Here is a 22,959-nt window from a genome sequence, read left to right on the forward strand (position 1 = left end):
TGAGACAGGTTGTATTGAGTTAAATATTTTTTACCGATAATGTATTTTTGAAGCGGTGAGATACTAGGATTAAAATGAAGCGATCAGTTCATAAAACACGATAAAATCTGACCGCTCTTTACCTTTTAACCCGCAATAAAGTTGTTTTATTTTTCTAACCGGAACCAGCAAGTAAATTTTGTCTAATTTGATCAAAATCAGTCCGGCGTAACAGTTTGCCGTCTTCAAAGAGTACTTCTAATAAATCATCGCTAAAATCATCTTTTGCAGTTAGCCCATCAAGATAAGTATCATAAGAAAGGACTTTAACGCGACCTCTTTGAGATTTTTTTAAGCCGTTATCGGTTTTAGGATTTTTAAAGATCGCTTTTTCTTCACCATTAATCGTGATAGATGTGGCTTTGATGGCAAATCCCAAAGTATCACGCGTATTACGCTGATAGGTTTGCGCACCGACACCAAACACAATATTGCTTGAAGCAAAGCCTTTGGCTTTCAGCCCCTCTAAAATCTTCACCATTTTTCCATAGGTCACGCCATCGCCATAAATAGCGCCGATATGAGGATCGAGAACTTTATAACCTTTCTGATTAACTGTGCCGCCAAAAATATCCCATAAACAGGCGATCAAACCTTTACGTTCATGCTCGGTATCAGCCGTAGGATCGCCACAAATAATGGCAAAAAAATCACCGCTATCAGGGCGAATAACCAAGCGGGCATTTTCCGGTCTTGCCATAATTTCTGCCTTTAATAAAGGTAAATTAACCGTAATGTTATGCCAAAAATCGGTGGTGTCAGACACAATGGATAACATACTATTCGGAAATTTTGCCATTAAATAACGAAATGTGGGCAATTCATCAATGCCATGTGAGCTCATCACTGAGTGTTCTGAAGCCGGTATTGAAGTGCCAATTAACTCTTTTGAACCATAATAGGCTTCGATGAAAGAAATCGCAGGAATTGTATCCGTACCTAAAAAAGAGGTTAAATGACCGGCACCTGAAGTTTCCGCCGATTCTAAAGAACTCATACCACGCATTGAAAAATCGTGAGATTGAAATGGAACATGATCTGGGTTATCGCAAGTTTCATTCGCAAACTTTACTAATGCCGTTCGATAAGCTAAAGCCATAGAAGCCGATGTCATCGGCTGCCAAAGTGAGACATTAATGAGCGTTTCTAAATAGTTTGTCAGCCAAAAGAAATCGGGATGGGTATTCTCAATGGTCATTACAGGAACTTTAATTGCAACGGTTTTTCCCTCAGGAATGGCTTTAATTCTGATGGGTAAATAACCTAGCTCGTGTAATTGTTTAATATGCTCACCTGTATCATCCAACCGCAACGTCTTTTTTATGAAGGCTGAATATTCAGAAACAATTTCATCCTTATCTCGAGAAAAGAAGTTGTCATTAAAATAATGAATTAAATATTTAGTAATAAATGCTTGAAAACCAAAGGACACAACCCTTGTTAAATAAGGTGCTTGTTTATTGCTACGAGGCGTAAATGTACTATAAAGAATTTGTGAACCTTCAGGATACATCATTCGATGAGATGTTTTGTAAAAATCACATAATAATGATGGTATAGCGCTGGCACGACTATAATGATTTAATAGATTATCCATAAAATTTATTACCATCTAAGTTAGATTTATTGTTAATACAAAATGTAAGTAGGATAACTTTTTAAAACTAATATATTAAAGCGGTTATCTCCTATCACAGAATATAACCGCATTCAATATTTAGCAGAATATTTCTCCTTGTCATAAATGTTATTTTAGTGTTCTAGGTAGTTACTAAAAAAGTGCGGTCAGATTTTCCAATGTTTTCTACATTATGTAGTAGTTACACAAACATGATTTTGCTTTTATTCGAAGGACACACTGCGTATATATTAAGCCAACACACGCCATGTTTAAATTCCTGTTTCCTAGGATAATCTCACCGCAACTTTTAACATTTCGACAGGTACAAGGTAATCATTAAATCGAACGTTTAACTTCTACAACCTCAAATACTTCGATTTGATCGCCCACTTTTACGTCGTTGTAGTTTTTCACTCCGATACCACATTCCATATTGCTACGCACTTCTGCCACATCATCTTTGAAGCGGCGAAGTGATTCAAGTTCGCCTTCAAAAATAACGACGTTATCACGCAACACACGAATTGGGTTATTACGTTTAACAATCCCCTCTGTCACCATACAGCCGGCAATCGCACCAAATTTCGGATGACGGAATACATCACGTACTTCTGCCAAGCCAATGATTTCTTGTTTGAATTCAGGCTGTAACATACCGCTCATTGCTGCTTTGATTTCATTAAGTAATTCATAAATAATTGAATAATAACGTAAATCAATATTTTCGCTTTCAATCACTCGGCGGGCTGAAGCATCGGCACGAACGTTAAAACCGACCATAATCGCATTGGATGCCGCTGCTAATGTGGCATCGGTTTCTGTAATACCGCCTACGCCCGAACCTACGACTTTCACTTTTACTTCATCCGTTGAAAGTTCGTGTAACGCTTGAACAATCGCTTCCACAGACCCCTGTACGTCTGCTTTGACAATAACGTTCAATTCGGCTACATCACCTTCCGTCATATTGCTAAACATATTTTCAAGTTTTGCTTTTTGCTGACGGGCAAGTTTAACTTCACGGAATTTACCTTGACGATATAATGCCACCTCACGTGCTTTTTTCTCATCACGTACAACGGTCGCCTCATCACCCGCAGCCGGCACACCGGAAAGCCCAAGCACTTCCACAGGGATAGATGGACCTGCTTCGTCAATTTCTTTACCATTTTCATCACGCATCGCTCTTACACGACCATACTCGAAACCACAAAGTACAATATCGCCTTTGTGTAATGTACCGGATTGCACCAAGATTGTCGCCACAGGACCACGACCTTTATCAAGATAGGATTCAATCACTACACCACTTGCCATACCGTCTTTCACAGCAGTTAATTCAAGTACTTCAGATTGAAGAAGAATTGCATCTAACAATTCATCAATGCCGAGACCTTGTTTCGCTGAAACCGGTACAAATTGAACATCACCACCGAATTTTTCTGAAATTACCTCGTGTTGGAGTAACTCTTGTTCTACACGATCAGGATTGGCTTCCGGTTTATCAATTTTGTTTACTGCGACCACTAATGGCGCACCCGCGGCTTTCGCGTGCTGAATAGCTTCAATGGTTTGAGGCATCACGCCATCATCAGCTGCTACTACAAGTACCACAATATCCGTTGCTTTCGCACCACGGGCACGCATTGAGGTAAATGCCGCGTGTCCCGGTGTATCAAGGAAAGTAATCATCTTGCCGTCATCCATTTCCACATGGTATGCCCCAATGTGTTGGGTAATTCCCCCCGCTTCTCCGGCAGCGACTTTCGCTTTACGGATATAGTCAAGTAAGGACGTTTTACCATGGTCAACGTGCCCCATAATTGTCACGACCGGCGCACGGGTAACTTTCTCCGCATTTACATCACGATCGCCAAGTACTGATTCTTCAAGTTCATTTTCATTACGGAGAATCACTTTATGACCGAGTTCTTCCGCCACTAATTGTGCTGTTTCTTGATCAAGCACTTGGTTAATTGTCACCATTTCGCCCATTTTCATCATCATTTTGATGATTTCAGTGGCTTTAACCGCCATCTTATTCGCCAATTCTGCAACGGTAATAGTTTCACCAATCACGACATCTGCTTTAGCGACTTGAACAGGTTTTGTGAAAGCCTGTTGTAATGCTGCCCCTTTCTTAGCATGTTTACCTTTACCCAATTTACCTTCTTTTTGGTTTTTACGGTTAGATTCACGCTCATTTCGACTATTCTTACTATTATCGTCATCTCGACCGCCTTTTTTTGCTTTCGCGACTTTATTTTTTCCACGGCCACGACTTTCATTACGGCGCTCTTCTTCATCTTCCGCTTCAAGGGCATATTTAGAGCTTAAATTGTAGTCAGAATAATCTTCTGAAGATGATTCGTTATCCTCATCATCCATCTCAGCGTAACGTCTTGCTTCTTCAGCAGCTTTACGAGCTTGCTCTTCTGCTTTTTGACGGGCAACTTCTTCCGCTTTACGGCGAAGTTCGGCTTCTTCCGCTTTGCGTTTTTCTTTTTCTACATCGACAGATTTAGGCTTAGAATCGACCGCACTTTTCGCTGCTTTTTCGGCTTTTGCTTCCGCTTTTTCTTTCTCGGATTTTGCTTTTTCTGCTTCTAAACGTGCTTTTTCTTCCATAGCTTTCTTTTCTGCCGCTTTTTTAGCTTCCAATTCTTCTTGTTGTGCTTTTAATTTTGCAGCCTCTTCTGCTTTTTGAACTGCATCGGTTTTCACCGTACGTTTTTTACGCACTTCCACTTGAACTGCTTTACTTTTACCGGCTGTCGTTGTTCCACTAACTGTTGTTTTTGTTCTGCGTTGAATACTTAATTTTTTCGGCGCTTCACTATCCGCTTTTTTTACTTCATCTGTCATGATTAATTCTCCTTATTCTTCGCTGAACCAACAAATATTACGTGCAGCCATGATCAACTCTGCGGCTTGTTCATCGGTTAATTCTTCAATATCCGCCAAATCATCAACACCTTGTTCGGCAAGTTCTTCAAGGGTAGTAATTTGTTTTTCGGCAAATTTAACTGCAATATGGCGATTCATACCATCCAAGTTTAATAAACGTTCTTCAATATTTGCCTTTTTCAATGTTTCTTCTTCTGCTACGGCGACTGCTGTAATCGCATTTTTGGCACGAGTTTGAAGCTCTTCAATAAGATCTTCATCTTCCAAACCATCGATTGCCGTTAATTCGCTTACCGGCACATAAGCAATTTCCTCTAAACTTGTAAAACCCTCTTCCACAAGGATTTGGGCAAATTCTTCATCAAGTTCCAATGTATTCATAAATAAATTCAATGCTTTATTATCTTCTGCTTGATGTTTTTCATTAAGTTCTTCCGTTGTCATCACATTCAGTGACCAACCGGTCAATTGGGTGGCTAAACGCACATTTTGACCATTACGTCCGATTGCTTGTGCAAGATTTGCTGCATCAACGGCAATATCCATCGAATGGTTATCTTCATCAACGATGATAGAATTTACATCTGCTGGTGCCATAGCATTAATGACAAATTGTGCCGGATTATCATCCCAAAGTACGATATCGACACGCTCCCCGCCCAATTCATTGGTAATCGCTTGAACACGTGCCCCCCGCATACCTACACATGCACCAACAGGATCAATGCGTTTATCATTGGATTTCACCGCAATTTTTGCACGGGAACCCGGATCACGAGCCGCACCACGAATTTCAATCATCTCTTCACCAATTTCCGGTACTTCAATGCGAAATAATTCAACGAGCATTTCCGGTTTCGCACGTGTAACGAATAATTGTGCGGTTTTGCTTTCAGGAACAATTTTATAAAGTACCCCACGTACTCGGTCTCCCGGTCGGAAGTTTTCACGTGGTAGCATATCTTCTCGAGCAATAACCGCTTCGGCTTTATTGCCTAAATCTAAGATAATATTCTCGCGATTTACTTTTTTTACCGTACCGGTAACGATTTTACCTTCTTCGGAACGAAATTGTTCTATGACCTTTGCACGCTCCGCTTCACGAATCTTCGTACTAATAACTTGGCGTGCGGTTTGCATTGCAATACGGTCAAAAGCAATAGATTCAATTTGATCTTCCACATAATCGCCAAGTTGGATATTAGGATCATCAAATTGAGCCGCCTCTAAAGTAATTTCTTTTGTCGGCACTTTGACTTCATCGACCACCAACCAACGGCGGAAAGTATCAAACTCCCCATTTTTTGGATTAATTGAAACACGAATATCGGTTTCGTATTCGTATTTTTTCTTGGTTGAAAGTGCAATTGCACTTTCTAAGGCTTCAAAAATTTTTTCACGTGGTAATAATTTTTCATTAGACACCGCTTCTGCTGCTAATAAAATTTCTTTACTCATTTTTCCTTTTTCTCCTTTTAGAATTTTGCAATAACATTTGCTTTTTGAATATTACCAAAAACAAAGGTTTGTTCCTGATCATCAACTTTTAACGTGAGCATATCATTTTCAATACGCTCTAATTTTCCTTGCCATTTACGACGTTCCATCATTGGGATACGTAAATGAATGAGAATTTCTTCACCAAGATAGCGTTTGTATTGCGCCAATGTGAATAATGGACGATCCAAACCGGGAGATGACACCTCAAGATTATATTTGTCGGCAATCGGATCTTCTACATCCAAAATTGCACTGACTTGGCGACTTATATCCGCACAATCATCTATAGTGACACCGCCCTCTTTATCAATGAATACACGCACAGTCATAAAACGACCGGAACGTTGACACTCAATACCCCAAAGCTCGCAACCTAAATCTTCTATCGAACCTTGCAATATTTCTTGTAAATTCTGTTCTAAGGTAGCCAATATCTACTCCTCTATTTAATTATTGCCTTCATTCTTATGTATATAGCAGAACGCCGTCTATATTGAATTTTAGGCGTAAAAAAAGGGTTAGGTTCATTGAACCTAAGCCCAGTTTTTAAAATTTCTCGTACAAAAAAACCCCAAATTTGGGGTTCTTTTACTGAACTTGTATTGGTTGCGGGGGCCGGATTTGAACCGACGGCCTTCGGGTTATGAGCCCGACGAGCTACCAAGCTGCTCCACCCCGCGTCCGAAAGATGTGGCGTATTATAGTGGGCTATATCGAAAGATCAAGCATTTTCTTAAAAATCTAAAAAAACACTACAATTTTTGACCGCTCTTAAAGGTTAGAAACCAAATCCGGTACCTAATCCCACCCCGACACCAACACCGTTACTACCGCCACCAACACCAATGCCTCCTCCAACAGAACAAGCACTAAGCAAAACGGATAGTATTAAAATTAAGAAAGCTTTTTTCATTATTTTTCCTTACTATACAATAAGTTGAATAAACGATAAATCGAAATGAGATCTTTCTTTGCAACCGGTTTAAAAGGCAGTAATAAGTAGTATACCCATCTAAACTTTGATAAATAATTTTGCATTATTTCCCAGTTTCGGGAATCACAATGTGTTTGATAATAAAGCGCTATTTCTTTTATTAGTTCATCAGAAATTGTGTTTTTATGGCATAAACTATCGAAGAAAAATAACATATCACGCACAATTAACCAATCTTTATTTTGGCTCTTTGAACGAGATTCAAAATCTAAAAAAATAACTTTACTATTATTCCATATAATATCGCGTATTGCCGGACGGCCATGTACCAATCCTTTTTTGTGTAATCCGATTAAAGCTTGGCTTGCATCAGAGAGAATTGAAAATTTTTGTTCCTCAGAACAGCTTGGATCGTCCGTCCATTGAGAAATGCTCATTCCAACATCTTCTAAGACAAAAAAATCTTTTCCATGATAAACAACTTTAGGAACTGGCACACCTTGTTTAGATAAATACAAAAGAGTCATTAATTCATTTTTAAAAGATTTTTTGGGATAAGGTTTTAATAATAACCAAACTCCTGATAATCTTTCCGGTTGTTTCAACCAATATTCTTTACCTTGATAGCTAAATTTATATACTCGTTTACCTTTCTGCTCTTCTAAAATACGCTTAACATGAGCCTGAAATTCGGCATTGACGCAAGATTTCGTCACAATATTACTCCAGATCATTTATACTACATAATAGTTTTACTATATAAAAACCGTACGTATTCTACGGAATTATTTCAATCTTTCAACTTAATAGGTATTTTATGAAAAAACTCAAAATTTCCCTCTTTACTCTGTTACTTGGTTTTTCCACCTGTCTCCCAGCACAGTCTTCACCTTTTAGTCTTACTGAAAAACAAATTAATCAATATTTACAGGAAAAGGGGACGATTAAAGATAAATTTAACTTCCCCGGTTTGTTTTCTTTAGATTATCAGTTAAAAGATCTCACCACTAAAATTGGACGAGGAACAGAAAAACGCGTTGAAATAAATGGAACTGCTGAGGGATTGTTCAGACTGGGAAATAAACAATTCCCGGCTAAGTTAAATCTCACTTTTGATACCGTTCCTTATTATAACCCGGAAAAAGGTGAGATCTATCTACGTAACTTACGCATTTTACAATGGTCCGGTGAGCCTAAAGAATATATGGAGCAATTACAAACTGCGATGCCATTTTTAAGTGAAAGTATTGCGATGTTACTTTCTTCAATGCCAATTTATACTCTTGATGAAACAAATATCCGAGATGTTTTAATCAAAAAATTTGCTAAAGGGATTAAAATTGAGCCGGGTGTTTTGGAGCTTGAGGCTAATGTTCTATAAAACTTTTCAGAACAAATCCCATTGTTGATGAGGAATCTCATCAACTTGGGTTTTCATTTCAAACCCCAAAGGTCGTAACATATCCTTGAGCATCGCAATATTATAAAACGAATGGCTTTGTGTTGTATTTTGGAAATAAATAAACAATCTTTCAAACCTATCTTTTTGTTGAAAAATCAAATTTGCGATTTCGACAAGTTCATTTTCAGAGTAACGATAATTGTGTCGCGCCTGAGCAGAACTTTCACGCCACCAGTTCCCGTTGCGACCATGTAAGCGCAAATAGCCTGTATTTTGATTAATTTTTAGTTGAAACATCGGCAACCCGATATTAGTCGGATAATCGACATTCCCCCAAATTAAATTGGGTTGTTGGCAAAATGTCTCAAACACCGTTTCACAATGCCAGCTAGGATGACGGAATTCGATCGCCATCGGATAATCCGTAAACCATTGAGTCAATTCCGCTAAATAGCGGCGATTATTGAGATTACGTTCAAACCGATGAGGAAATTGCAAAAATAATGCAGCAAGTAGTTGTTTTTCAACTAACGGTTGTAACACATTGAGAAACGCTTTAGCGTTTTCTTTTGTCGCAACCCGAGTATGGCTAAAATCTTGATGCAATTTAATTGAGAATTGCAATTCTCCGTTCGATTTTTCCAACATTCCTTGCACGGCTTTCAGCCCAATAGGCGCATGAAAACTACTATTGATTTCTACGGTGTCATAATGGCGGCAATAATGAGCCAAAAAATCCTCTTTTGCTGTCCCTAAAGGATAAACAGTGCCGAGCAAATCGCTATCGGCGTAACCGCCTGTACCAATGTAAATATGAGGCATTTAATATTTTTGATAAAAATTGAGATGTGTATTGTAAGAGAGAAAATAAACTTTTAAAACAGTGGTGAACGGTATTGAACCGAATCACCTCAAATATATTTCTACAGCAAGCCGATAATGGCTCTAAATCCAATGATTTTTCCGGAATCCGTCACATTTTCTAACCGCACTTTATAATGATGAAGTTCTGCAATACGAAATACAATAGATAAACCTAAACCACTCCCCTTTTCATTTTGTCCTTCATTTTGTCCTGCCGGACGATAAAATCGTTGCCCTAATCGGACTAACTCGCTTTCACTAACCCCACCGCCGTTATCTTCTACAATAATGTTGTTTTTAGATAAAACAATTTTTACCGAAGCCCCTGATTTTACATATTTAATCGCATTATCAATAAGATTTCTCAACATTAGTGAAGCCAAAATAGGTTGCCCGCTCTTTTCGAAGGGAATAGAGTTTTCTTCAAATGACAACTCAATATGTCGTTTTTGTGCATGAATATAAAGCTCACTAATTAAAGAAGGGATAATTTCTTGCCATTTTATCGGCTGTAATTCATCAAGCTCTCTCAAATTATCTAATCGGGATAAGATTAAAAGTTGCTCAATTAACTGACTGGCATGATCAATCCCCTGCGTTAAATTGTTTAAGGCTTGCTCCCGCACGGTTTTATCATCACCGGCAAGCTGGACCACTTCAGTTTGAATACGCAATGCGGCTAATGGACTACGTAATTCATGGGCTGCATCGGAAGTAAAACGACGTTCTCTTTTTAACATTGCAGAAGTGCGGTCAAAAAATTGATTCAAATTTATCACCAACGGCAGAATTTCTGTGGGAACATTTGAGATATCAAGAAGTGATACATCCCCCGGTTTTCTTCGTAACACTTCACGACTTAATTGATTAATCGGTTTTAATGCTTGGTAAATCAAATAAAAAACCACTGCTAATAAAATAGGTAAACTTCCAAACCAAATGGCAGTTTGACCAAATACCATTTTATTCACCAACTCTTCCCGATATTCTATTTCTTGACCAACAGCGATTCGCAATTCCCCTTGCGCTACCGGCAACCAATAAATTCGCCATTTATCATCATCGTTTTTGATATAGGCTGAACTAAACCCTTCCTTATCACTAAAGATAAAATGATCACCGTTATCGCCGTCGCTTAATAACCGCTCTCCTGTTTTGGAAAATATCGCAAAAGCAAGAGCATCGTCGTCGTATTTCCGTTTTAGCGGTTTAAATCCACCACGATTAAAATGGGTATTATCAAGTAAAATATTCTGTAAATCTGAGGTAGCGAGACGTTCGGCAAACAGTACTTGTTGTGCATCAAACACTTCATAGGCTTCTTTTTTGGCGACTATCCAAGCGACAAAGGTTGAAATAAGCCACACTAACAGTGCAATCAAAAATAATCCGCTCATTAAGCGAAATTTTAAACTCTTATTTTTCATCATTTTGCCCTAATGCATAGCCCACGCCGTGAACGGTACGAATAAATTGTTTTCCCAATTTTTGGCGTAAATTATAAATATGAACATCTAAGGCAGCGCTACTAATTTCCTCCTCCCACGTCGATAATTTTTCTTCAATGGTTAAACGGGAAAGGACACGATCTTTATTCAACATAAAAAGTTCCAATAACTTATATTCTCGTGTCGTGAGAGAAAGCGGCTTATCATTTAGCCGCACACTTCGTTGATTAGGATCAAGCGTGACATTTAGATGGGTGAGAACAGGCGTGGTGTGCCCATAACTGCGGCGAATTAACGCCTGTAAACGCGCGACAACCTCAACTAATGCAAAGGGCTTACAAAGATAATCATCCGCCCCTTTTTGCAGCCCTTTTATACGTTCATCCAAGGTGTCTCGAGCCGTCAAAATAAGAACAGGAATAGACTGATTGTTTGCTCGCCATTGTTGCAAAATATCCAGCCCGTCCATTTTCGGTAAGGTAAGATCTAATACGACGGCATCGTAGGGCGCAGAATCAAGTGCATTTAACCCTGTTTTACCGTCCGTAAACCAATCCACCACAAATCCGGATTTTGATAGTCCGATTTGTAAACCGTTACCGATTAATGCATTATCTTCAATTAATAAAATTCGCATAAAATTATTCACAAACTCGTTCACTCGTTTGTTCATCTCTAACGAGATTGTTGGCAAAGCCAACGTTCAAAAAAACATTGTTTTTTGTGACCGCTCTTTCAAAACCAAATGGTGGCAAAACCCCACCATTTTCAATGATTAATTAACTTTCTCAATACTATATCAACATCTGCTTTTTCAAAAGCTTCGTTATCCAGTTTACCGCTGATACGGATTTTATTTTGTGGTCCCACATTCAAACCATTCCATATACGATCTTTGATTTGTGCAGAACCGTCATCAGTGAAAAGATAATCATCATTGCCAATTCCTATAATGCCTGTTTTACTCAAATAACTTGCACTGTTCCCCAGTTTAAACCTATCAGTACTTCCATTAAAACCAGCAAATGTAGTTGAAGCCGCAATCGCGAGATGTGTGGATAACACTAATTTGTTGAAATGTATTAAACAATATAAATCTTAAGAAAAACTTAAGAAGATGATATTTTTCTTAAAATTTATAAAAAAGGCTAGTATATACCTAGCCTTTTGTTATTTATTGCCGTAAAGTGCGGTCACAAAAAACAATGTTTTTTGAACCTTGGCTTTGCCAACAATCTCGTTAGAGATGAACAAACGAGTGAACGAGTTTGTGAATAATTTTGAACGCGTTTTTACTCTTCATTTAGTAATTTTAATTGACGGTTTCTCACTTGTTTTTTCAAGATTTCCGCAAATTCCTCTACGCTGAACGAGCCAAGATCGACACCTTTACGGGTACGTACCGCGACTTTACCTTCTGCAATTTCTTTATCACCACAAACCAACATATATGGCACACGGCGTAACGTATGTTCACGGATTTTAAAGCCTACTTTTTCATTTCGTAAATCCGTTTTCACACGTAAACCTACATCAGATAACCGTTTTGCCACCTGTTGTACATAGTCTGCTTGGCTATCGGTAATATTCATCACTACTGCTTGTGTTGGGGCTAACCATGCAGGGAAAAAGCCCGCGTATTCTTCAGTAATGATACCGATGAAACGTTCAATTGAACCTAAAATCGCACGGTGGATCATCACTGGGGTCTTGCGTCCGTTATCTTCGGCAACATAAGTTGCCTCTAAGCGAGCCGGCAAGGCAAAGTCTAATTGCACCGTACCGCATTGCCATTCACGACCTAAACTATCACGCAATGCAAACTCAATTTTTGGTCCGTAAAACGCCCCTTCACCTTCTTGAACTTCATACTCAAGATTATTGTGTGCCAGCGCTGCAGCTAAGCCTGCTTCCGCACGATCCCACATATCATCTGAACCAATACGGTTTTCAGGACGGGTTGAAAGTTTCACATAAATATCGGTGAAACCGAAAGTGCTGTAAATATCGTAAACCATTTTAATACAGCTGGTTACTTCACTTTCGATTTGATCTTCCGTACAGAAAATATGGGCGTCATCTTGAGTAAAACCACGTACACGCATTAAACCATGCAAAGAACCTGACGGCTCATTACGGTGGCAAGATCCGAATTCCGCCATACGAATAGGTAAATCACGGTAAGATTTTAATCCTTGATTGAAAATTTGCACGTGCCCCGGACAGTTCATTGGTTTAATAGCATATTCACGGTTTTCCGATTGTGTGGTGAACATTAAATCGGCATAATTTTGCCAATGCCCTGTTTTTTCCCACAACACGCGATCCATCATAAACGGACCTTTTACTTCTTGATAATTGTATTCTTTTAATTTAGTACGCACAAAAGTTTCAAGCTCACGGAAAATCGTCCAACCGTCATTGTGCCAAAATACCATTCCCGGCGCTTCTTCTTGCATATGGTACAAATCTAAGGCTTTGCCGATTTTACGGTGATCGCGTTTTGCAGCTTCTTCCAAGCGTTGTAAATATTCCGCTAATTGTTTTTTATCCGCCCAAGCCGTGCCGTAGATACGTTGTAACATTTTATTTTTGCTGTTACCACGCCAGTAAGCTCCCGCCACTTTTTGTAATTTGAAATGATGACAGAAACGCATATTTGGCACATGTGGTCCACGACACATATCAATATATTCTTCGTGATGATATAACGCCGGTGTTGCCGTACGTTCAATGTTTTCATCTAAAATTGCCATTTTATACGGCTCACCACGCTGCTCAAAGGTATCGAGTGCCTCTTTCCAACTTACGCGTTTTTTCACCACATCATAATTGGTTTTCGCTAATTCAAGCATACGCTTTTCAATCGCTTCTAAATCTTCTTGGGTTAAAGAGCAATCTAAATCCACGTCATAATAAAAGCCATTTTCAATGGTTGGACCGATAGCCATTTTCACATCAGGGAATAATTGTTTGATGGCATGACCTAATAAGTGGGCACAAGAATGGCGGATAATTTCTAAACCATCTTCATCTTTTGCAGTAATGATTTCCAGTGTGGCATCTTGCTCGATAATATCACAGGCATCACGGCGTTCACCGTTTACACGACCTGCAATGGTTGCTTTGGCAAGACCTGCACCAATATCTTGAGCCACTTCAAGCACAGAAACAGGGCGATCAAATTGACGTTGGGAACCGTCAGGTAAAGTAATAATTGGCATAATTTTTCCTTATACAGTGGTCACCCATACGAAAGGCGACATGTTCGTTTAAAAATTCAATAAAAATTAACCGCACTTAGCTTCATTCCTACCATTGAATGAGAAAAGTGCGGTCGCAAATTCTACCACTTTCTTATAATCTTGTTAAATAGAAAACTACCTTGATATTTTCATAAAAAGAAATAATGTTTTTCTTAAAAATAGCTTTATCAATGAAAAAATAAATCCTAGAATCGCACCCCTTATTTTACGCAAGTCAAAGGAAATAAAATGAGCAACGTATTGGTGTTAAAATCAAGCATTCTTGCTGACAATTCTCAGAGTAACAAATTAGTGAATTATACGATCGAAAAACTACAAGGTTACAATATTGTGGTTCGGGATTTAGCCAAAGATCCTCTTCCCCTCTTTGATGCGACCGCCGCTATTGCTGTGCGTGGCGAGCCTAAAACAGAGGATGAAAAGCAACTTCTCGCACTTTCCGATGAACTCGTTTCTGAATTAAAAAATGCGGATACCTTAGTCATCGGTGCACCGATGTATAACTTAAATATTCCCACTCAGTTAAAATCCTATTTTGATTTCATTGCCCGTCCGCGTATAACATTTCAATATACGGAAAACGGTCCGGAAGGTTTATTGAAAGGTAAAAAAGCCATCGTATTATGTGCATTTGGCGGATTATATGATGATGAGAATCTCGTCACACAATATATGAAAGCCATTTTAGGTTTTGTGGGAATTACTGACGTACAGTTTGTGTATGCCCAAGGTATTGGCTTTGGTGCAGAGGCTGTTGAAAAAGCATTACAGTCTGCCAAAGTAAAAATTAATGATATTTTGACCGCACTTTAATCCTTTCTTAAGCCATCTTTCAAGATGGCTTTCTTTTTTTCCTTGTCGATATGTATTTTGTAAAATGAAATAGAATTTTTAAATCTCCTCTTGACTTATTTTCATTGTACTAGTTTAATAGTGCAAAAATTTTGAGAAGGATTTAAAAATGCAAAACAATGCTTTTATTGCGGTTACCATACAACCTGTTCCTTATCATTCAGATACCACCGCAATTTTTAACACATTATGTCATCATCCTAATACGCTACTACTCGACTCTGCTGAAATTGGCAGCAAAAATAGCTTACAAAGTCTGATATTTATCAATACGGCAGTAAAAATTACCTGCATAGGTCACAACGTCACATTTAAAGCATTAAACGAAAATGGTAAGCAGGTTTTGAAAGAGATTTTTCCTGTTTTCACCGAGCTTAGTCCGCTAAGTGCGGTCGATTTTAGTGATGAATTTTCTGTTGATTTCCCTCCGCTTGATAATCATTTGGATGAAGACAGAAAATTACAATCAACGACAATTTTCGACGGATTACGAGTCATTTCTAATCTTTACCAACACAGCGATACGGCGGTTTTTTTAGGCGGTTTATTTGCTTATGATTTGGTCGCTAATTTTATCCCGATGAATGATATCACATTAAAAGATGACGGTATTGCTTGCCCTGATTACAGTTTTTATCTCGCCGAGCATCTCATCACGATCGATCATCAAAGCCAGCAGGCTACACTTAAAAGTTACTGTTTTTCACAAGAAGAACAAGTTAATGTGGCAAAAACTGCACTCGCTATCGCACAAAAATTAAAAAATATTGATCACATCTTATCCATTAAATCGGCGAGTAATGAGGTGAAAACGAATTTTGACGATCCTGAATTTATCAATGTGGTGAAATCCTTAAAACACCATATTAATATTGGTGATGTATTCCAGATCGTACCTTCCCGTCGCTTTTCTCTTGCTTGCCCGAATGCACTTGCCAGTTATGCTCAGCTTAAACAAAATAATCCAAGTCCTTATATGTTCTATATGAACGATGAAGATTTCATTTTATTTGGTGCCTCGCCGGAAAGTGCGCTCAAATATACGCCGAAAAATCGCCAATTAGAAATTTATCCAATTGCTGGCTCACGTCCGCGAGGCCTTGATGCGCACGGTAATATTGATCCTGAATTGGATACCCGTTTGGAACTGGAATTGAGGTTAGATCACAAAGAGCAGGCTGAACACCTGATGTTAGTGGATTTAGCACGCAACGATATCGCTCGAGTTTGTCAAAGTGGTACACGTAAAGTCGCAGAATTGATGCAGGTGGATCGTTATTCGCATATTATGCATCTTGTGTCACGTGTGGTGGGTAAACTTCGCCCTGAATTAGATGCGCTTCACGCCTATCAAGCCAGTATGAATATGGGCACGCTCACTGGTGCACCGAAAATTAAAGCAATGCAGCTTATTTATCAATATGAACAACAAAAACGCCATAGTTACGGTGGTGCGGTAGGTTATCTCACCTCCGATGGCAATTTAGACACATGTATCGTGATTCGCTCTGCCTTTGTGCAAAAGGGTATTGCACATGTGCAGGCGGGCTGTGGTGAGGTGTTAGATTCCGATCCACAAATGGAGGCAGACGAAACCCGACACAAAGCCGCTGCAGTATTAAAAGCAATTCGTCAGATCAACACGCAAGCCAAATAAAGGATACGTTATGGCAAATATTCTTTTTTTAGATAACTTTGATTCCTTCACTTATAATCTTGTGGATCAATTTCGTGTCTTAGGGCATCAAGTTAAAATTTACCGCAACGATTGCGATTTAGAACAATTAATCGAAACCGCATTAAATACGCCTGAGACTATTCTTGCCCTCTCCCCCGGTCCCGGCACACCGACCGAAGCCGGTATTTTATTACCCTTGATTGAACGTTTAAAAGATAAAATACCTATTATCGGTATTTGTTTAGGTCATCAAGCTTTAATTCAAGCCTTTGGCGGAAAAGTCATTCATGCTGGGGAAGTTCTGCATGGAAAAGTCTCTAAAATTACTCACGATGAAAGAGCTATGTTTAAGGATATTGTCAATCCTATGCCGGTTGCCCGTTATCATTCCCTTATGGGACAAGATTTACCTCAGGAATTTGTCATCAATGCGGAATACAATGGTATTATTATGGCTATTCGCCACCGAGAGTTACCTATTTGCTCATTCCAATTCCATCCGGAAAGTATTTTAACAGTACAAGGAGCACAGTTATTACAACAATCCATTGAATGGTTACTCAATCACTAAAAAATAATGATAGGCACTAGCCCATCCAACCTAAAAGGAAAACAATATGATTACTGTATTTGGACTTAAATCTCAACTCATGCCACGCAGAGAAATGTTAGCTGATGTGATTTACAACAGCCTCTATTTAGGCTTGGACATTCCCAAAGGGAAACACGCGATTCGTTTCTTGTGCCTAGAAAAAGAAGATTTTTACTACCCTTTTGATCGTAGTGATGATTACACCGTCATTGAAATCAATTTAATGGCAGGACGAATGGAAGGGACAAAAAAACGCCTGATCAAAATGTTATTCAGTGAACTGGAATATAAACTCGGTATTCGTGCGCATGATGTGGAAATTACTATTAAAGAACAACCGGCTCATTGCTGGGGATTCCGTGGGATGACCGGTGATGAGGCGCGCGATTTGGATTACGATATTTACGTCTAATGACTATGTGCCATTTACGACACTATAATAAATTTCAAGCCCAAGAGCAGTAAATAGCACAACAAATCAAGGAACAAATTATGCAACACAACCTCTTATTAGAACAACTTTACAATGGTCATCAATTAAACCGATCAGAAAGTACCGCACTTTTTAATACCGTCATTCAAGGTCATCTTTCGAATGAACAAATTGCGGCAATGTTGATCGCCCTAAAGGTTCGTGGTGTATCCATTGAGGAAATTAGTGGTGCAGTATCAGCATCACTGCAAAATGCGAAACCTTTTCCTCGCCCTGACTACCCTTTTGCAGATATTGTTGGCACGGGTGGCGATGGTCAAAATACCATTAATATCTCTACGGCAAGTTGTATTGTGGCAGCGACGATGGGTGCAAAGGTAGCTAAACATGGTAATCGCAGCGTGTCCAGCCAATCCGGAGCGAGTGATGTATTAACAGCATTAGGTGTCAATATCAATATTTCTGCACAATCGGCACGTCAAGCCTTAGATGAAATCGGCATCTGTTTTTTATTTGCACAACAGTATCATTCCGGCTTTCGCCATGTTGCCCCTGTTCGCGCAGCGCTAAAAACACGTACTGTTTTTAATATTCTTGGCCCATTAATTAACCCCGCCCGCCCAAATTACCATTTACTCGGTGTTTATGCGCAGGAACTCGTGAAAACCTATGCTGAAACCGCCGTTAGCTTAGGGCATGAACACACCTTCGTTGTTCACGGTTCAGGATTAGACGAAGTGGCGCTACATGGCGATACACAAGTGGCGGAAGTGAAAAAGGGTAAAATTGACTACTTCACGTTAACTCCTGAAGATTTTGGTTTGAAAAGCCAATCCATTGAAAGCCTACGAGGTGGCGAACCACAAGAAAATGCCAAAATATTGACCGCACTTTTACAAGGCAGAGGTAAAACGGAACACGCCAATGCTGTTGCCGCCAATACAGCGTTATTACTTAAGTTATTCGGCTACAATGATCTCAAACAAAATACCCAAAATGTATTGGAAACCTTAGCCAGTGGCAAAGCGTTTGAAACATTGCAAAAATTAACGCAATATTAACCATGAAATCCACCTGAATTTATATTTAGTAGAAAAAGATGATTACTCAAGACTTCTCAAAACCAATTAATTCGGCTACCGTACTGCAAAAAATTGTCCTTGATAAAGCCGCATGGGTAAAAGCCAAAGAAGCGGAATTTCCGCTTAGTGCATTTCACCAAAATATCACAAAATCCGACCGCTCTTTTTATGATACCCTATCAAAAGGCACGCACCAAAAGCCTGCTTATATTTTGGAATGTAAAAAAGCCTCTCCTTCGAAAGGATTAATTCGGGCTGAATTTAATTTAGATGAAATCGCCAATGTCTATAAACATTATGCCTCTGCGGTTTCGGTGCTGACGGATGAAAAATATTTCCAAGGGGATTTTGAATTTTTGCCTCAAGTGCGACATATCGTGAGCCAACCTGTACTTTGCAAAGATTTTATGATTAGTGAATATCAGGTATATCTTGCCCGTTATTATCAAGCGGATGCCATTTTATTAATGCTTTCCGTGGTCAATGATGAAACTTATCAGGTGTTGGCAAATCTTGCTCATTCGTTGGGAATGGGCGTATTAACCGAAACCAGCAACGAAGAAGAATTCGAACGTGCTTTATCGTTAGGAGCAAAAATTATTGGAGTGAATAATCGCAATTTGCATGATTTAACCGTGGATTTAAATCGTGTTGTCGAATTAACGAAGAAATATGCTGATCGCATACCGGCAGATGTTCGCATTATCAGTGAATCCGGTATTTACGATCATCAGCAAATTCGTCAGCTACAAAAGGTGGCACAGGGGTTTTTAATCGGCAGTAGTTTAATGGGAAGTGCTGATTTAAACAATGCCGTTCGTGCCATGATTTTTGGTGAAAACAAAGTATGTGGCTTAACACGCACTCAAGATGTTAAAACCGTTTATGCAAACGGTGCACTTTACGGCGGATTAATCTTTGCTGAAAAGTCAAAACGCTGTATCAGTTTGCGTCAAGCGCAAGAATTAGTGACAGCTGCGCCACTCCGCTTTGTTGGAGTGTTTCAAAATCAAGAGATTGATTTTATCCTAAAAATCGCTCAACAATTACGCCTTTATGCCGTGCAATTACATGGTGCGGAAACACCGGAGTTTATCGCCGATCTTCGTCGTCAATTACCTGAAACCTGCCAAATTTGGAAAGCCCTATCAATCGATACAAATGAAAAAAGTGCGGTCAATTTTGCCGATGATTTAAATGTTGCCCGCTATATTTTCGATAGCCAAACAGCAAATCAACAAGGGGGGACAGGTAAAACCTTCGATTGGTCGTTAATTCCTGAAAAGCTTAAATACAAGACGATTTTAGCCGGTGGTATTTCACCGGAAAATATTGAATTGGCAACAGCTCAAGATTGTTTAGGCGTAGATCTAAATTCCGGCGTAGAAAGCACTCATGGAGTGAAAGATGAGGCAAAAGTGCGGTCAGTTTTTGAGAAAATTTTTAATGCGATATAGTTTCTTTTAATTAAACAATACCAAGTGTGTAATATAAATATTCTGATCCCTACTAGGAGGTAATTATGTCTAGAATAGCATTTGTCACCGGTGCAACAGCCGGATTTGGTGCGGCGATTTGCCGTACATTAATTGATGCAGGTTACCATGTCATTGGTAGCGGTCGCCGTACTGAACGTTTAACACTCCTTCATGCCGAACTTGGCGAACAATTTCTTCCTCTTGCTTTCGATATTTCTGATCGTGAAAAAACACAACAAGCCATCCAATCCTTACCAATTGAATGGCGTAATATTGATTTGCTCGTTAATAATGCCGGTCTCGCCCTCGGTTTAGAAACAGCAGATCAAGCAAACCTTGACGATTGGGAAAAAATGATTGATACCAATATTAAAGGTCTTGTCACAATCACTCGTCTTTTACTGCCTCAAATGGTTGAACGCAATACGGGGCACATTATCAATTTAGGTTCTATTGCCGGAAATTACCCTTATCCGGGTGGAAATATCTACGGTGGCACAAAAGCTTTCGTTAAACAGTTTAGTTTAAATCTGCGTGCCGATCTTGCCGGGAAAAATATCCGTGTGAGCAATGTTGAGCCGGGACTTTGTGGTGGGACTGAATTTTCCAATGTGCGCTTTAAAGGTGATGACGAGCGTGCGGAAAAACTTTATGAGAATGTTCAATATGTTACCCCGCAAGATATTGCAAATATTGTCTTATGGCTTAATCAACAACCTGAACATGTCAATATTAATCGCATTGAAGTCATGCCTACGGCACAGACTTTTGCTCCTCTCAATGTCGCAAGAAATTCAAACTAATAACGATAAGGGAACACGATGTCAGAAATGTTATTAAATCCGTATTTCGGTGAATTTGGCGGGATGTACGTGCCGGAAATTCTCGTACCGGTGCTTAAACAATTGGAAAAAGCCTTTGTTGAAGCTAAAAGTGATCCGGAATTTCAACGGGAATTCCAAGATTTACTGAAAAATTATGCCGGCAGACCAACCGCACTCACTCTTTGTCGTAACTTGACAAAAGGCACAAAAGCTAAAATTTATCTTAAACGTGAAGACCTTTTGCATGGTGGTGCGCACAAAACCAATCAAGTTCTAGGCCAAATTTTACTCGCAAAACGTATGGGGAAAAATCGTATCATTGCTGAAACCGGTGCCGGTCAGCACGGTGTAGCAACAGCCCTCGCTTGTGCAATGCTTGATATGCCCTGCCGTGTTTATATGGGTGCAAAAGATGTTGAACGCCAATCTCCTAATGTATTTCGTATGCGTTTAATGGGCGCAGAAGTTGTACCGGTACAGAAAGGTTCTTGTTCCTTAAAAGATGCTTGTTGTGAGGCAATGCGTGATTGGTCAGCAAATTATGAAAATACCCACTATTTGCTCGGTACGGCAGCCGGTCCCCACCCTTTTCCAACGATTGTACGTGAATTCCAAAAAATGATTGGTGAAGAAACCAAACGCCAAATTCTGGAAAAAGAAGGTCGTCTGCCGGATGCGGTCATCGCCGCTGTTGGCGGCGGCTCCAATGCGATAGGTATGTTTACCGATTTTATTGATGAACCAAATGTGCGTTTAATTGGTGTAGAACCGGCAGGCAAAGGTATTGAAACAGGTGAACACGGTGCGCCGCTAGGTCATGCGAAAATCGGTATTTATTTCGGTATGAAATCCCCTTTAATGCAAACGGAAGATGGGCAAGTAGAAGAATCCTACTCCATTTCTGCGGGATTAGACTTCCCTTCTGTAGGTCCTCAACACGCTTATTTGCAAAGTATCGGACGGGCAGAATATCCTTCTATCACCGATGATGAAGCCTTAAATGCCTTCCAAGCACTCGCTAAGCATGAAGGGATCATTCCAGCGTTAGAAAGCTCACACGCCCTTGCGCAAGCACTCAAAATGATTCATCAAGCTCCCGATAAAGCACAAATTCTCGTTGTCAATTTATCCGGTCGAGGTGATAAAGATATTTTCACTGTAGACAAAATTTTAACTGAAAAAGGAATGAAATCATGAGTCGTTTTGACACTAAATTTGCCACCCTTAAGGCAAAAAATGAAGGCGCATTTGTTCCTTTCGTAACGCTATGCGATCCTACTTTTGAGCGTTCTTTTGAGATTATTTGCACGCTTGTTGATAATGGTGCTGATGCCCTTGAGTTAGGCTTTCCTTTTTCTGATCCGCTTTTAGACGGCCCCGTTATTCAAGCTGCTAATAATCGTGCATTAAATGCCGGACATAGCACGGAGGACAGTTTTAAATTACTAAAAAAAGTGCGGTCAAAATATCCTGAGATTCCCATTAGTTTACTGCTTTGTGCCAATCTTATTTTTGCTAAAGGGCTTGATAAGTTTTATCAGTATTGTGCTGATGTCAGTGTGGACGCGGTGCTGGTCGCAGATATCCCCCTTTTAGCCAAAGAGGATTATATTCAGGCTGCTAAAAAATACGGTATTCAACCGGTCTTCATTTGCCCGCCAAATGCCGATGAAAAAACCGTGCAGGGTGTAGCAGAAAATACTAAGGGGTATACTTATCTGGTTTCCCGTGCCGGTGTGACCAGTGCTGAAAATCAAGCTCATGCAGTAAATTTAGATAAACTTGTGGAACAATTGAAAAATCACAATGCCCCTCCTATTCTACAAGGTTTCGGTATTGCACAACCAAATCAAGTGAAAGAGGCCTTGCGATTAGGCGCTAGCGGAGCAATTTCCGGCTCTGCAACCGTAAAAATTATTGAGCGTAATCTAGACAATCATACAAAATGTCTAATTGAACTTGCTGAATTTGTTCAGCTGATGAAGTCCGCAACCAAACAATAAAAAAATCACCCGCACCTTCCCAAATGCGGGTGATTT

Annotated in this window: 21 protein-coding genes and 1 tRNA gene; 10 read left to right on the forward strand and 12 right to left on the reverse strand. The window is 39.5% G+C overall.

The genetic code is table 11. From position 1 onward, the window contains the following. Nucleotides 1–154 precede the first annotated feature (154 nt). The 7 genes from A3GE_RS0101735 to A3GE_RS0101765 all read right to left on the reverse strand — a co-directional run bounded on the left by A3GE_RS0101735 (nt 155) and on the right by A3GE_RS0101765 (nt 7,717). Complete coding sequence (locus A3GE_RS0101735) at nt 155–1,636, reverse strand: nicotinate phosphoribosyltransferase (protein ID WP_018355561.1); 1,482 nt, start codon at nt 1,634–1,636, stop codon at nt 155–157. 360 nt (nt 1,637–1,996) lie between these two features. After that, a complete protein-coding gene (gene infB / locus A3GE_RS0101740) occupies nt 1,997–4,525 on the reverse strand; it encodes a translation initiation factor IF-2 (RefSeq protein WP_018355562.1) in 2,529 nt (842 codons plus the stop codon). Nucleotides 4,526–4,537: 12 nt separating this feature from the next. After that, on the reverse strand, nt 4,538–6,025 hold the full coding sequence (nusA, locus tag A3GE_RS0101745; RefSeq protein ID WP_018355563.1) for a transcription termination factor NusA: 1,488 nt from the start codon (nt 6,023–6,025) through the stop codon (nt 4,538–4,540). A 17-nt stretch (nt 6,026–6,042) separates the two neighbouring features. Further along, a complete protein-coding gene (rimP, locus tag A3GE_RS0101750; RefSeq protein WP_018355564.1) occupies nt 6,043–6,498 on the reverse strand; it encodes a ribosome maturation factor RimP in 456 nt (151 codons plus the stop codon). Between the two features lie 172 nt (nt 6,499–6,670). Further along, nucleotides 6,671–6,747 (reverse strand) — tRNA-Met (locus A3GE_RS0101755). A 98-nt stretch (nt 6,748–6,845) separates the two neighbouring features. Continuing rightward, nucleotides 6,846–6,980 carry a hypothetical protein gene (locus A3GE_RS12420; protein WP_018355565.1) on the reverse strand — a complete coding sequence of 45 codons (135 nt, stop codon included), beginning with the start codon at nt 6,978–6,980 and terminating at the stop codon, nt 6,846–6,848. Beyond that, nucleotides 6,980–7,717: an RIO1 family regulatory kinase/ATPase domain-containing protein gene (locus tag A3GE_RS0101765; protein ID WP_018355566.1), complete on the reverse strand. Its 738-nt coding sequence runs from the start codon at nt 7,715–7,717 to the stop codon at nt 6,980–6,982. The genes A3GE_RS12420 and A3GE_RS0101765 overlap by 1 nt, the downstream gene beginning before the upstream one ends. Nucleotides 7,718–7,818: 101 nt before the next feature. Between A3GE_RS0101765 and A3GE_RS0101770 the strand changes: the two genes are divergently transcribed. Beyond that, a complete protein-coding gene (locus A3GE_RS0101770) occupies nt 7,819–8,382 on the forward strand; it encodes a YceB family lipoprotein (RefSeq protein ID WP_018355567.1) in 564 nt (187 codons plus the stop codon). A gap of 6 nt (nt 8,383–8,388) precedes the next feature. On the opposite strand, the gene A3GE_RS0101775 is transcribed toward A3GE_RS0101770, so the two are convergent. The 5 genes from A3GE_RS0101775 to thrS all read right to left on the reverse strand — a co-directional run bounded on the left by A3GE_RS0101775 (nt 8,389) and on the right by thrS (nt 13,939). Further along, complete coding sequence (locus A3GE_RS0101775; RefSeq protein ID WP_018355568.1) at nt 8,389–9,225, reverse strand: DUF72 domain-containing protein; 837 nt, start codon at nt 9,223–9,225, stop codon at nt 8,389–8,391. 101 nt (nt 9,226–9,326) lie between these two features. Then, entirely contained in the window at nt 9,327–10,694 is a 1,368-nt protein-coding gene (gene qseC, locus A3GE_RS0101780) for a quorum sensing histidine kinase QseC (protein WP_018355569.1), read from the reverse strand. After that, complete coding sequence (locus A3GE_RS0101785; RefSeq protein WP_018355570.1) at nt 10,684–11,352, reverse strand: response regulator; 669 nt, start codon at nt 11,350–11,352, stop codon at nt 10,684–10,686. Before A3GE_RS0101785 ends, qseC begins: the two co-directional genes overlap by 11 nt. Nucleotides 11,353–11,483: 131 nt before the next feature. Then, nucleotides 11,484–11,684, reverse strand: a complete 201-nt coding sequence (locus tag A3GE_RS12310; protein WP_235181348.1) for a NirD/YgiW/YdeI family stress tolerance protein — start codon at nt 11,682–11,684, stop codon at nt 11,484–11,486. Between the two features lie 323 nt (nt 11,685–12,007). Next, complete coding sequence (gene thrS / locus A3GE_RS0101795) at nt 12,008–13,939, reverse strand: threonine--tRNA ligase (protein WP_018355572.1); 1,932 nt, start codon at nt 13,937–13,939, stop codon at nt 12,008–12,010. 270 nt (nt 13,940–14,209) lie between these two features. Between thrS and A3GE_RS0101800 the strand changes: the two genes are divergently transcribed. From A3GE_RS0101800 to trpA, 9 genes are all read left to right on the forward strand, one after another. Beyond that, entirely contained in the window at nt 14,210–14,794 is a 585-nt protein-coding gene (locus A3GE_RS0101800; protein ID WP_018355573.1) for an FMN-dependent NADH-azoreductase, read from the forward strand. A 148-nt stretch (nt 14,795–14,942) separates the two neighbouring features. Beyond that, nucleotides 14,943–16,490 (forward strand): anthranilate synthase component I, encoded by a 1,548-nt coding sequence (gene trpE / locus A3GE_RS0101805; RefSeq protein ID WP_018355574.1) that lies wholly within the window; start codon nt 14,943–14,945, stop codon nt 16,488–16,490. A gap of 10 nt (nt 16,491–16,500) precedes the next feature. After that, nucleotides 16,501–17,082: an aminodeoxychorismate/anthranilate synthase component II gene (locus tag A3GE_RS0101810; RefSeq protein ID WP_018355575.1), complete on the forward strand. Its 582-nt coding sequence runs from the start codon at nt 16,501–16,503 to the stop codon at nt 17,080–17,082. A gap of 46 nt (nt 17,083–17,128) precedes the next feature. Further along, nucleotides 17,129–17,515: a tautomerase family protein gene (locus A3GE_RS0101815; RefSeq protein ID WP_018355576.1), complete on the forward strand. Its 387-nt coding sequence runs from the start codon at nt 17,129–17,131 to the stop codon at nt 17,513–17,515. Nucleotides 17,516–17,595: 80 nt separating this feature from the next. Next, nucleotides 17,596–18,597, forward strand: a complete 1,002-nt coding sequence (gene trpD / locus A3GE_RS0101820) for an anthranilate phosphoribosyltransferase (RefSeq protein ID WP_018355577.1) — start codon at nt 17,596–17,598, stop codon at nt 18,595–18,597. Nucleotides 18,598–18,635: 38 nt separating this feature from the next. After that, entirely contained in the window at nt 18,636–20,075 is a 1,440-nt protein-coding gene (gene trpCF, locus A3GE_RS0101825; RefSeq protein ID WP_018355578.1) for a bifunctional indole-3-glycerol-phosphate synthase TrpC/phosphoribosylanthranilate isomerase TrpF, read from the forward strand. A gap of 65 nt (nt 20,076–20,140) precedes the next feature. Next, complete coding sequence (locus A3GE_RS0101830; protein ID WP_018355579.1) at nt 20,141–20,899, forward strand: SDR family oxidoreductase; 759 nt, start codon at nt 20,141–20,143, stop codon at nt 20,897–20,899. A gap of 18 nt (nt 20,900–20,917) precedes the next feature. Next, the gene (gene trpB / locus A3GE_RS0101835; RefSeq protein WP_018355580.1) at nt 20,918–22,117 is read left to right on the forward strand and encodes a tryptophan synthase subunit beta; all 1,200 of its coding nucleotides are present in this window, start codon (nt 20,918–20,920) and stop codon (nt 22,115–22,117) included. After that, nucleotides 22,114–22,923, forward strand: a complete 810-nt coding sequence (gene trpA, locus A3GE_RS0101840; protein WP_018355581.1) for a tryptophan synthase subunit alpha — start codon at nt 22,114–22,116, stop codon at nt 22,921–22,923. Before trpB ends, trpA begins: the two co-directional genes overlap by 4 nt. Nucleotides 22,924–22,959: the final 36 nt, after the last annotated feature.

This window comes from Rodentibacter pneumotropicus DSM 21403, assembly GCF_000379905.1.
Classification (GTDB): Bacteria; Pseudomonadota; Gammaproteobacteria; order Enterobacterales; family Pasteurellaceae; genus Rodentibacter; species Rodentibacter pneumotropicus.